The sequence below is a fragment of the Streptomyces flavofungini genome (assembly GCF_041028215.1).
Taxonomy (GTDB): domain Bacteria; phylum Actinomycetota; class Actinomycetes; order Streptomycetales; family Streptomycetaceae; genus Streptomyces; species Streptomyces flavofungini_B.
Genome location: NZ_JASKYR010000213.1, coordinates 1 through 11,846 on the forward strand (window position 1 = coordinate 1; position 11,846 = coordinate 11,846).

The window sequence follows — 11,846 nt, forward strand, 5'->3', positions numbered from 1 at the left end:
GCGCGGGGGCGCCGCGGGTCACCAGCTCACTCGCCGGACGCGTCGCGGCGCCCCGGCTGCCGCCCGGCGAGGTCCGCGTCGGCGGCTTCGGCGGGGCCGACGGGCTCGCGGCGTGGCTGCGCGAACACCGCGTGGACGCACTCATCGACGCCACCCATCCTTTCGCCGGGACGATCTCGTTCAACGCGGCGAAGGCCGCCGCCTCGGCCCATGTTCCCCTGCTCGCCCTGCGCAGGCCCGGCTGGGTGGCCTCCGAGGGCGACGACTGGCACCCGGTCGGCTCCCTGGAGGAGGCGGCGCGCGCGCTGCCCACGCTGGGTGAGCGGGTCTTCCTGACCACGGGACGGATGGGCCTCGCCGCCTTCGCCCGGCCGGACCTCGCCGCGCTCTGGTTCCTCCTGCGGTCGGTGGACGCGCCGGAACCGCCGTTGCCCGCCCGCCTGGAGGTCCTCCTCGACCGGGGCCCCTTCTCGCTGGACGGCGAGCGTGAGCTGCTGCGGCGGCACCGGATCGACGTGGTGGTCACCAAGGACAGCGGCGGCGCGGCGACCGCCCCGAAGCTGGCCGCCGCGCGCGAGGCGGGCGTCCCCGTGGTGATCGTGCGCCGCCCGCCGACGCCCGAGGGCGTCCCGGTGGCGGCCGGTCCGGAGGAGGCCGCCGCCTGGCTGCGGGGCCGGTGGGACAGATGAGACGACAGGCCCCGACTCCCTAGGGGCTCTCGGGGTACCGGCGCGGCGTCCAGACGATCTCGTCGCCGCCGGACCTGCGCACCCAGCGCGTCTGGGACGACCCGACGATGAGCAGCGTCCGCATGTCGACCTCCGCCGGGTCGAGGTCGGCGAGCCGCACGGTCCGCACGCTCTCCTCGGGGCCGCCGACGTCCCGCGCGAGCACCACGGGGGTGTCCGGCGCCCGGTGTTCGAGCAGCAGCTCCCGGGCCTTGCCCACCTGCCAGGTCCGGCTGCGGGAGCCGGGGTTGTAGAGGGCGATGACGAGGTCCGCGGAGGCCGCGGAGGCCAGGCGCGCGGCGATGACCTCCCAGGGCTTGAGGCGGTCGGAGAGGGAGATGGTGGCGTAGTCGTGCCCGAGCGGGGCGCCGGCGCGGGCGGCCGCGGCGTTGGCGGCGGTCACCCCCGGCAGCACCCGTACGGGAAGGTCCGCGTACTCGTCCCGCGACGCGGCTTCGAGGACGGCCGTGGCCATCGCGAAGACACCCGGGTCACCGCCGGAGACGACGGCCACCCGCCGCCCGCGCCGCGCCAGTTCGAGGGCGAACTCGGCGCGCTCGGACTCCACGCGGTTGTCGGAGCCGTGCCGCCGCTGGCCGGGGCGGTGCGGCACGCGGTCCACGTAGGTGGTGTAGCCGACCAGGTCGTCGGCGGCGGCGAGGGCGCCGCGCGTCTCGGGGGTCAGCCAGAGGGGCCCCGCGGGTCCGGTGCCGACGACGACCACCTCGCCCGGGGTCTCCGGCGCGGGCTCCGGTGCCGGACCCCCGGTCAGCGGGGCCACCCGGCTCGGCAGCACGGCCACGGAGAAGTACGGCACCGATTCCGGGTCCACCTCGTCGAGGCGTCCGGTGCGTTCGCCCGCCATGGTGGCGCGCTCCACGTAGCGGGCCTCGGCAAGGCGGCCCGACCGCTCCAGGGCGCCGCGCACCTTGCCGAACGTGCGGCCGAGCTTCATGACGACCGCCGAGTCCGTCGCGGCCAGGCGCGCGGCCAGCTCCTCCTCGGGGAGGGTGCCGGGCAGGATCGTGAGGACCTCCTCGGCCTCGACGAGGGGTTCGCCGAGCCGTGCCGCCGCCGCGCTGACCGAGGTGACGCCGGGGATGACCTCGGCGTCGTAGCGGTGCGCGAGGCGCTTGTGCATGTGCTGGTAGGAGCCGTAGAAGAGCGGGTCGCCCTCGGCGAGCACGGCGACCGTGCGCCCGGCGTCCAGGTGCGCGGCCAGCCGGGCCGCGGCCTCCTCGTAGAACGCGTCGAGGGCGCCCCGGTAGCCGCCGGGGTGGTCGGTGGTCTCCGTGGTGACGGGGTAGACCAGCGCCTCCTCGATGTGGTCGGCGGTGAGGTGCTTCGCCGCGATGGAGCGGGCGATGGAGCGGCCGTGCCGGGCGGAGTGGTAGGCGATGACGTCCGCGGCGGCGATGACCTCGACGGCCCGTACGGTCATCAGGGAGGGGTCGCCAGGACCGAGCCCGACCCCGTACAGCTTCCCTCGCGTCATGTCGGTGTTCACTCCGCCTCGCTCGCGATCGCGTTGATGGCCGCCGCGGCCATCGCGCTGCCGCCGCGACGCCCCCGTACGACCAGGTACTCAAGGCCCGAGGAGTGCTCGGCGAGCGCGTCCTTGGACTCGGCGGCGCCGACGAAGCCGACCGGTATGCCGAGCACGGCGGCCGGGCGCGGCGCGCCCTCCTCGATCATCTCCAGGAGGCGGAAGAGCGCGGTGGGCGCGTTGCCGATGGCGACGACGGAGCCTTCGAGGCGGTCGCGCCAGAGTTCCATGGCGGCGGCGCTGCGGGTGGTGCCCAGCTTCGCCGCGAGGTCCGGCACGGACGGGTCGGCGAGGGTGCAGATCACGTCGTTGTCGGCGGGCAGCCGCTTGCGCGTGACGCCGCTCGCGACCATGTTCGCGTCGCAGAGGATGGGGGCGCCGTCGCGCAGCGCCTTGCGGGCGTCGGCCACCACGCGGGGGCTGAAGGCGAGGTCGCGGACGAGGTCGACCATGCCGCAGGCGTGGATCATCCGCACCGCGACCTGGCTGACGTCGGCGGGAAGTCCCGCGAGGTCCGCCTCCGCGCGGATGGTGGCAAAGGACTCGCGGTAGATCGCCGCGCCGTCCTTCTCGTAGTCGAACACTGTGCTCTCGCTCATTTCGTGGCCGTTGTGGTGGTTGCCGGTGTCGTACGTGTCGATGCCGCGCGCGCCGCTCATGTACGTGTCGATGACGCGTGTGCCGCTGCCGTGCGTGCCGTGGTGACCGTCTCGGTGAGGGTGGGGCCGGTGGCGGGTGTCGCGGTGCCGCCGGTGCGCACCGTCACCTCGTACCGGCCCGCGCCGGTGGCGAGGACGTCGACCCAGTCGCCGCGCGGATGCCCGCAGCGGCGCTCGCAGCCGGACCAGTGGACGGGCAGGGCGCCGGGGCCGCCGGGCACGGCGTCCGCGCGGACGTCGGCGAGCGACTTGGCGCAGCCGGGGCGTCCGGTGCAGGCGCCGACGCCGAGCCAGGGCGAGCCGGGGTCGGYGAGGAGACCGGCGTCGGCCAGGGCGTCCAGGCGGTCCCGGGCCGCCGGAGCGCCGTCGAAGCCGGGGAGCACGAAACCGCGCCACGGGGTGACCCGCAGTTCGTCGGCGGGCAGCGGCATGAGGGCCCGCCACTGCCCGGCGGTGACCCGGCCGAGGGGCGCGGCCACGGCCACGGCGCGGCCGATGACCCCGGGCGGCGGCGGACCGGCCGCCGGCAGGGCGGCCCCCGCCACCGGCACGGCCGGTACGGACGCCCGCTCCAGGGCCTCGGCCACCGCCACCTCGCGGCCGTCCGGCAGCTCCGCGACCCGCCAGGCGCCGTCCGCCACCGCGAGGAACGCACCGGCCGCGGCCAGCGCCGCCCGCGGGGCGTCCGCGGCGGCGGTCCGCAGCGTCCTGCCGCCGACCCGAACGAGCGCCGTCCCGCCCGATTCTGCGATCAAGGTCACATCGCCGCCGAGCCGGGCCGTGTCCCCGCGCCCGTCGTCGAGGGCGAACAGGAAGCGTCCCGAGAGCGCGGCCGTCCACTCCTCGGCGCACAGGAGTCCGTCCAGCTCACGGACCCACAACTGCACGTCCGCGCGGCCGTTCTTGTCGATTCCGGCGAGGGGGGACGCCACGATGTTCCGGATGCGCTCATGGCGTGCGGAGGGCAGCAGGCCCGCGTCCGCGAGCAGCGCGGCCAGGGTGGCGCCGCAGTCGTCGGCGAGGCCGCGCAGCTCGACGTTGCCGCGCGAGGTGACGCTGAGGTGGCCGTCCGCGAGGCGCTCCGCCACGTCCGCCAGAAGCGCTGCCTGACGCTCCGTCAAAAGGCCGCCGGGCAGCCGGAGTCGGGCCAGGGCGCCGTCGTCGGCGCGGTGCAGTCGCAGGGCTCCGGGGCAGGCGTCGCCCCGGTCACGTATGAGGGATTCGCCCTTGTTCGTGGAGGTTGCTCGGGTGGGCGGCATGGCGGCGAGCATACCCACGCGCCTCCCGTCGGTCGCCTCCCGATGAGGTCCCTCGGGGCAGGTGGCCGCCCGCACCGGGGCGGGCAGGACTTACTATGCAGGCGGCGGACCGCCAGGTCCGTCGACGCCAGCGACGGCGTGGGCCCGACGAGGGGCCCGAAGGAGGAAGCCCGGTGTGAATCCGGCGCGGTCCCGCCACTGTGAACCCCACCCGTGTGGGGTGAGCCAGGAACTCCTGCCGTCCATACGACCACCCGGGGCGCGGACACCCCGAGGAAGGCCTGCGCACGCATGCTTCTGCTGCTGTCGACCTCCGACACCGACCTGCTCAGCGCCCGCGCGGCGGGGGGCCCGGTCGACTTCCGGTTCGCCAACCCCTCCCGCCTGGACCTCACCGAGCTGCCCTCGCTGCTCGACGGCGCCGACCTGGTCGTCGTACGCCTCCTCGGCGGTGTCCGCGCCTGGCAGGACGGCCTGGACCAGCTCACCGCCAGCGGTCTGCCGGTGGTCGTGCTCACCGGTGAGCAGGCGCCCGACGCCCAGCTCATGGCCTCCTCCACGGTGCCCGTCGGCATCGCAGCCGAGGCGCACGCCTATCTGGCGCACGGCGGCCCCGCCAACCTGGAGCAGCTCGCCCGCTTCCTCTCCGACACCGTGCTCCTCACCGGCCACGGCTTCGAGCCGCCCGCCGCCGCGCCGTCCTGGGGCCCCCTCGAGCGCACCGCGCGCGCCGTCGAGGGCCCGACCGTGGCGGTGCTCTACTACCGGGCCCACCACATGAGCGGCAACACCGCGTTCGTGGACGCCCTGTGCGGCGCGATCGAGGACGCGGGCGCCCGCCCGCTGCCGCTCTACGTGGCGTCGCTGCGCGCCCCCGAGCCGGAGCTGATCGAGGAGCTGCGCGCCGCCGACGCCATCGTGACGACCGTCCTCGCGGCGGGCGGCACCAAGCCCGCCGAGGCATCCGCGGGCGGCGACGACGAGTCCTGGGACGCGGGCGCGCTCACCGCCCTGGACGTGCCGATCCTCCAGGCGCTCTGCCTGACCGGGTCGCGCGCGGCGTGGGAGGAGAACGACGAGGGCGTCTCGCCGCTCGACGCCGCCAGCCAGATCGCGGTGCCGGAGTTCGACGGACGGCTCATCACGGTGCCCTTCTCCTTCAAGGAGATCGACGAGGACGGCCTGCCCGCGTACGTGGCCGACGCCGAGCGCGCGGCCCGCGTCGCCGGGATCGCCGCCCGGCACGCCCGCCTCCGGCACATACCGGCGGCGCGCAAGCGCCTCGCCCTGGTGCTCTCCGCCTACCCGACCAAGCACTCCCGCATCGGCAACGCGGTGGGCCTTGACACCCCCGCGTCCGCCGTGGCGCTGCTGCGCAGGCTCATCGACGAGGGCTACGACTTCGGGGACCGGCAGGAGATCCCGGGCCTGGTCTCCGGTGACGGCGACGAGCTGATCCGCGCGCTGATCGACGCGGGCGGCCACGACCAGGACTGGCTCACCGAGGAGCAGCTCGCCGCCAACCCCGTCCGCATCCCGGCCGCCGACTACAAGCGCTGGTACGCGACGCTGCCGCGGGAGCTGCGGGACTCCGTCGAGGAGCACTGGGGGCCGCCGCCCGGCGAGATGTTCCTGGACCGCTCGCGCGTGGCCGAGGGCGGTGACCCGGAGGGCGACATCGTGCTCGCCGCGCTGCGCCGGGGCAACCTGCTGATCATCATCCAGCCGCCGCGCGGCTTCGGCGAGAACCCGATCGCGATCTACCACGACCCCGATCTGCCGCCCTCGCACCACTACCTGGCGGCCTACCGCTGGATCGCCGCGTCCGCCGACGACGGCGGCTTCGGTGCCGACGCGATGGTCCACCTCGGCAAGCACGGCAACCTGGAGTGGCTGCCCGGCAAGAACGCGGGCCTCTCCGCCGCCTGCGGCCCCGACGCCGCGCTCGGCGACCTGCCGCTGATCTACCCCTTCCTGGTCAACGACCCGGGCGAGGGCACCCAGGCCAAGCGGCGCGTGCACGCCACGCTCATCGACCACCTGGTGCCGCCGATGGCCCGCGCCGACTCCTACGGCGACATCGCGCGCCTGGAGCAGCTCCTCGACGAGTACGCGCAGATCAGCTCCATGGACCCGGCGAAGCTGCCCGCGATCCGCGCGCAGATCTGGACGCTGATCCAGGCCGCGAAGCTCGACCACGACCTGGGGCTTGAGGACCGTCCGGACGACGACGGGTTCGACGACTTCCTGCTGCACGTCGACGGCTGGCTCTGCGAGATCAAGGACATGCAGATCCGCGACGGCCTGCACGTCCTCGGCTCCGCCCCGGCGGGCGCCGACCGCGTCAACCTCGTCCTGGCGATCCTGCGCGCCCGCCAGATCTGGGGCGGCACCTCCGCCCTGCCGGGCCTGCGCGAGGCGCTCGGCCTCGACGAGTCGGCGGCCACCCGGGTGAGCGCCGACGAGGCCGAGGAGCGGGCCCGCGCCCTCGTCCAGGCGATGGACGACGCGGACTGGGACCTCGCCGCCCTGCCCGCCGACCAGAGCGAGCAGGTCAGGGCCATCCTGGAGTTCGCGGCCCGCGAGGTGGTGCCGCGCCTGGCGGCCACCACCGCCGAGCTGGACCACGCGGTGCACGCCCTGAACGGCGGCTTCGTCCCGGCGGGCCCCTCGGGCTCCCCGCTGCGCGGCCTGGTCAACGTGCTGCCGACCGGCCGGAACTTCTACTCCGTCGACCCCAAGGCGGTGCCCTCGCGGCTCGCCTGGGAGACGGGCGAGGCCCTCGCCGACTCCCTCATCGAGCGCTACCGCACCGACAACGGCGACTACCCCACCTCCGTGGGCCTGTCGCTGTGGGGCACGAGCGCGATGCGCACGGCGGGCGACGACGTCGCCGAGGCCATGGCGCTGCTCGGGGTCCGCCCGGTCTGGGACGACGCCTCGCGCCGCGTCACCGGCCTGGAGGCCATCCCGTACGAGGAGCTCGGCCGCCCGCGCATCGATGTGACGCTGCGCATCTCGGGCTTCTTCCGGGACGCCTTCCCGCACACGATCGGCCTGCTCGACGACGCGGTGCGGCTCGCCGCCTCCCTCGACGAGCCCGCCGAGCACAACTACGTACGCGCCCACGCCCAGGCCGACCTGGCCGAGCACGGGGACGAGCGGCGGGCCACCACCCGCATCTTCGGCTCGCGCCCCGGCACCTACGGCGCGGGGCTGCTCCAGCTCATCGACTCCCGCGACTGGCGCACGGACGCCGACCTCGCCGAGGTGTACACGGTGTGGGGCGGCTACGCCTACGGCCGGGGCCTCGAAGGGCGCCCGGCGCGCGCCGAGATGGAGACGGCGTACAAGCGCATCGCGGTGGCGGCCAAGAACACCGACACGCGTGAGCACGACATCGCCGACTCCGACGACTACTTCCAGTACCACGGCGGCATGGTGGCGACCGTGCGCGCGCTGCGGGGCACGGCCCCCGAGGCCTACATCGGGGACTCCACGCGCCCCGAGACGGTCCGCACGCGCACGCTGGTGGAGGAGACGAGCCGGGTCTTCCGCGCGCGCGTCGTGAACCCCAAGTGGATCGAGGCGATGCGCCGCCACGGCTACAAGGGCGCCTTCGAGCTGGCCGCCACGGTGGACTACCTGTTCGGCTACGACGCCACGACCGGGGTCGTCGCCGACTGGATGTACGACAAGCTCACCGAGACGTACGTCCTCGACCCGGTCAACCGCCAGTTCCTCCAGGAGGCCAACCCCTGGGCGCTGCACGGCATCGCCGAGCGGCTCCTGGAGGCGGAGTCGCGCGGCATGTGGGCCAAGCCGGACCCGGCGGTCCTTGAGGCGCTCCGGCAGGCCTACCTGGAGACCGAGGGCAATCTGGAGGACGAGGGCTGAAGCGCCCGCCTCACTCCCGTGGACGGCCGTCCAGCCAGGCGAGGGCGGCCGTCACCAGGGCCGTCACGCCCGTGCTGAGCGTCGGTTCGATCAGCGGGGCGAAGGACGGCGAGTGGTTGGAGGGGATGTCCCGCTCGAAGGTGCCCGCCCGCTGCGCGGCGGCCGCCTTCGCGGGGTCGGCGCCGCCGAACAGCCAGTAGCAGAGCGGCACTTCGGGCTCCGCCGAGGTGGCGAAGTTGCCGACGTCCTCACTGCCGGTCACCTGGCCGGGGTCCATGACCCGCTCCTCGCCGATGACGGCGCCGATCGCGGCCATCGTCTTCTGCACGGCGTCCCCGTCGTTGACGAGGACGGGGAAGGAGTCGACCTCCGTGATCTCCGGCTCCCGCTCCGCGCCCGCGGTGGCCGCCTCGCCTCTGATGATCCGGTCGACGGCGGCGAGGACGCGGGCGCGGACCTCGGGGGTGTAGGTACGGATGTTGAGCCGGAGTTCGGCCTCGTCGGGGATGATGTTGTGCTGGTTGCCTGCCCGCAGGGCGCCGACGGTGACGACCGCCGTCTCGCCGCCCGCGATCTCACGGGACACGACCGTCTGGAGCCGCATCACGGTCGATGCCGCCATCACCACCGGGTCGACCGTCGTCTCCGGGCGTGAGCCGTGGCCGCCCCTGCCGTACATCCGCACGCTCATGGCGTCGGTGGCGGCGAAGGCGGGGCCCGCGTGGGCGCCGACCGTCCCGGCGGGCAGCGGCGCGACATGCTGGCCGAGGACGACGTCGGGGGTGCCGAACCGCTCGTAGAACCGGTCGGCGAGCACCTCCTTGGCGCCCTGCCCGGCCTCCTCGGCGGGCTGGAACACGGCGACGATCCGCCCCGACCAGGTGTCACGGGCGTCCGCGAGGAGTTTCAGCGCGCCCAGCAGACAGGTGACGTGCATGTCGTGGCCGCAGGCGTGCATGACGCCCTCGGTGGCGGAGGCGTACGGCAGGCCCGTCGCCTCCTTCACCGGGAGGGCGTCCATGTCGGCGCGGAGCAGGACGGCCGGGCCCGCGCCGTTGGCCAGCACGGCCACGACGCCGGTCCGGCCGACGCCGGTGGTGACCTCATAGCCGTACGAGGCGGCGCGGCGCGCGGCCTCGGCGGCCGTGCGGTGCTCCTCGAAGCTGAGTTCGGGGTGGGTGTGCAGGTCCCTGTACAGCTCGGCGAGCTCCTCCTTGACGGCTGCGAGGCCGTCGAGGGCGGTGGGCGGGGTGGCGGGCATGGCGGCGGCTCCTCGTCGTCCTGCGGTACGGCTGCCCGCCACCTTACGTACGGGACGCCAGGCGCAGCCGCAGCCTGCGCGGCTGGTACACCGTGGCCAGCGGCACCGGCCGCACATCCACCCCCGGTTCACAGGTGACCCGCCACTTGCTGAGGATGGTGGCGAGCGCGAGGGTGGCCTCCGTACGGGCGTAGAGGTCACCGATGCACTTGCGCGCGCCCGTGCCGAACGCCATGAACGACTGCCTGGCCTGCGGCGTCACCCGCTCGGGCAGCCAGCGGTCGGGGTCGAACTGGCGCTCCCTGGGAAAGGAGGGGCCGTCGAGCGCGACCGCCGCCGGGCTGAAGACCACCGTGCTCTGCGCGGGCAGCCGCAGCCCCGCGACGTCCAGGTCGGTGGAGGTCAGCCGGGTGAAGAGCCAGGCGGGCGGATAGAGCCGCAGGGTCTCGGTGATGATGCGGTCGGTGAGCTGGAGCCGGGCGATGTCGTCGAACTCCGGGGCTCTGCCGTCGAGCACCTCGTCGATCTCCGCGTACAGCGCCTTCTCGATCCGCGGGTACTTGGAGAGCAGGTAGAAGATCCAGGTGAGGGTGGCGGCGACGGTCTCGGTGCCGGCCGCCATCACGGTGATGACCTGGTCGTGGATCTCCCGGTCGCCGAGCCTGCCGCCGTCCTCGTCGCGGGATTCCAGGAGGGCGGAGAGCAGGTCGTCGTGGTCGGCGCCGTCGCGGCGGTAGTCGTCGATGAGGGTCTGGGTGGTGCGGTGCAGGTAGTCCAGGTTGGCGCGGTAGCGGCGGTTGCCGGGGCTCGGCATCCTGCGCACCGCGGCGGGCAGGAACATCTGCCGGAACAGGCCCTTGAGCACGGCGTCGAAGGCGCGCTCCACGCTGTCGGCGAGCTCCTTGCTGACCGGCGTCGAGTACAGCGTGCGGCCCACGGTGCGCAGGGCCATGCCGTACATCTCGGGGAAGGCGTCGACCACCAGGCCGTCGCTCCAGCGCTCCGCGCTCGACTCGATCTCGGCGTGCATCGCGGAGGCGTACCGCTTGAGCTGGGGACGGGTGAACGCCGACTGCATGAGCCTGCGCTGCCGCCGGTGGTCGGCGTAGGGGCAGGTCACCAGGCCGTTGCCCGCGATGTCCCGGGCCCGGTCGTAGAAGATGCCGCCCTTGTCGTACTCGGCGTCGCTGGTCAGGACGTGCCGGAGCAGGGCGGGGCTGGTCGGCACGTGGGCCTCGGTGGGGCCGAGGCGTATCTTCACCAGGTCGCCGTGGCGGGACAGCGAGGACATGAACTGGAGCGGGCGGCGCATCATCTGCCAGGCGTGCCCGACGAGGGGCGCGGCTCCGGGCGCGGTGCCCGCGACGAAGGTCTGCTGCTCGGTCTCTGCGGTCGGTGCGGTCTGCGGGGCCATGGCGGTTCTCCTTAGTTTCCCTCGGGTTCCCTCGGGTGGGACGTGCGGGGACGACGGGCCTTCAGCGGGCGCTGCCGAGTTCCTCCAGGAACCCCTGGCGCCCCGCGGCCGCCGCGAAGTCGGCGTCGTAGCGGCCCGAGGAGCGGTGCCAGTCGTACGAGCCGCGGATGACGGGGCGGACCGCGTCGAGCCGGTAGCGCTCGACGGCCTCGCGCTCGTCCGCGGTCAGCGAGAAGGCGTCGCAGACCTTGGGCAGGATGCTCTCGAGGAGCAGGAACTCCTCCAGGCGTACGCCCACTTCGTCCTGCATGTAGGCGATGCTGCGCCGCTTGGGCCAGCCGTGTTCGCGCATCAGGATGAGCACCATGTTGTTGAGCTCGCCGCGGGCCTCCTCCTTCTCCAGGGAGGCGATGTCGTTGAGCATCAGGTTGACGTCGACGGCGATGCGGAGCATCGCCGACATCACGGCGCTGTCGAAGACCCGGTGCGGCACCTCGAAGTGCCCGGTGGCCTCGGCGAGGTCGACGGTGGGCTGCACGCCTATGGTGTGCCGCCGCATGAGGAGGTACTCCCGTGCCGAGTGGCAGGGCGTGGGGTCGCGGCGGCCGTGCGCCTCGTCGACGTAGCCCTGGAAGTAGTTGCGCCAGTGCCGGGCGCTGCGGGCGCACCACTCCGGCGACATCCCGTCGCAGGTGCGCCGCCAGACGTCGGCGAAGCCGTGCGCGATCAGGGGCGCCGACGCGGGCAGCGGCCCGTCGAGGGCGGCGGCGACGGCGTCGGTGAGCTGCCTGGTCTGCACCGGGTCCTCGCCGCGCGGTCCGTCGAAGAGGTCGTCGAAGAGGAAGAACCAGGACATCAGGTCGACGCCGAGGTCGAGGTCGGCGCCGCTGGTGGCGGGGTAGAAGCGGGAGGCGAGGTCGGCGTAGCCGCCCTTGCGGTGGCGGGCGGCGGCGGCGTCGGAGCTGATCAGGCCGAAGGCGCGGGGCCACTCGATGTGGTCGGCCTCGGCTCTGGCGTGGTCGGGGCTGCGGCGCCCGGGCAGGGGTATGGAGAAGTCGACGTCCTGGGGCATGGGGAGACTC

The 11,846-nt window shown here is 74.2% G+C and carries 8 protein-coding genes and 1 riboswitch; of the genes, 2 read left to right on the forward strand and 6 right to left on the reverse strand.

Annotated features, from left to right (window positions below; all coding sequences use genetic code 11):
• Positions 1–689, forward strand: a 689-nt coding sequence (locus tag AB8Z36_RS16855) for a cobalt-precorrin-6A reductase (RefSeq protein WP_369214130.1), incomplete at its 5' end; no start/stop codon positions are given.
• Between the two features lie 19 nt (positions 690–708).
• Here the strand turns inward: AB8Z36_RS16855 and AB8Z36_RS16860 are convergent.
• From AB8Z36_RS16860 to AB8Z36_RS16870, 3 genes are all read right to left on the reverse strand, one after another.
• A complete protein-coding gene (locus AB8Z36_RS16860; protein WP_369214131.1) occupies positions 709–2,223 on the reverse strand; it encodes a precorrin-2 C(20)-methyltransferase in 1,515 nt (504 codons plus the stop codon).
• Positions 2,224–2,231: 8 nt separating this feature from the next.
• Positions 2,232–2,858: a precorrin-8X methylmutase gene (locus AB8Z36_RS16865; RefSeq protein WP_369214137.1), complete on the reverse strand. Its 627-nt coding sequence runs from the start codon at positions 2,856–2,858 to the stop codon at positions 2,232–2,234.
• A gap of 71 nt (positions 2,859–2,929) precedes the next feature.
• Positions 2,930–4,204 (reverse strand): cobalamin biosynthesis protein CobG, encoded by a 1,275-nt coding sequence (locus AB8Z36_RS16870; protein ID WP_369214132.1) that lies wholly within the window; start codon positions 4,202–4,204, stop codon positions 2,930–2,932.
• 107 nt (positions 4,205–4,311) lie between these two features.
• Positions 4,312–4,447: riboswitch (cobalamin riboswitch) on the forward strand.
• Between the two features lie 36 nt (positions 4,448–4,483).
• Between AB8Z36_RS16870 and cobN the strand changes: the two genes are divergently transcribed.
• Positions 4,484–8,089 (forward strand): cobaltochelatase subunit CobN, encoded by a 3,606-nt coding sequence (cobN, locus tag AB8Z36_RS16875; RefSeq protein WP_369214133.1) that lies wholly within the window; start codon positions 4,484–4,486, stop codon positions 8,087–8,089.
• 10 nt (positions 8,090–8,099) lie between these two features.
• Here the strand turns inward: cobN and AB8Z36_RS16880 are convergent, their stop codons facing one another.
• The 3 genes from AB8Z36_RS16880 to ptlA all read right to left on the reverse strand — a co-directional run.
• Positions 8,100–9,350: an amidohydrolase gene (locus AB8Z36_RS16880; RefSeq protein WP_369214134.1), complete on the reverse strand. Its 1,251-nt coding sequence runs from the start codon at positions 9,348–9,350 to the stop codon at positions 8,100–8,102.
• A gap of 43 nt (positions 9,351–9,393) precedes the next feature.
• A complete protein-coding gene (gene ptlI, locus AB8Z36_RS16885; protein ID WP_369214135.1) occupies positions 9,394–10,764 on the reverse strand; it encodes a pentalenene oxygenase in 1,371 nt (456 codons plus the stop codon).
• A 61-nt stretch (positions 10,765–10,825) separates the two neighbouring features.
• Positions 10,826–11,846: pentalenene synthase (gene ptlA, locus AB8Z36_RS16890; RefSeq protein ID WP_369214136.1), on the reverse strand; the 1,021-nt coding region annotated here is incomplete at its 5' end.

Excerpts from the sequence above, each read along its gene's own strand:
- AB8Z36_RS16880 (WP_369214134.1), bottom strand. The coding sequence starts at position 9,350 with ATGCCCGCCACCCCGCCCACCGCCCTCGACGGCCTCGCAGCCGTCAAG.
- cobN (WP_369214133.1), top strand. The coding sequence starts at position 4,484 with ATGCTTCTGCTGCTGTCGACCTCCGACACCGACCTGCTCAGCGCCCGC.
- AB8Z36_RS16860 (WP_369214131.1), bottom strand. The coding sequence starts at position 2,223 with ATGACGCGAGGGAAGCTGTACGGGGTCGGGCTCGGTCCTGGCGACCCC.
- ptlI (WP_369214135.1), bottom strand. The coding sequence starts at position 10,764 with ATGGCCCCGCAGACCGCACCGACCGCAGAGACCGAGCAGCAGACCTTC.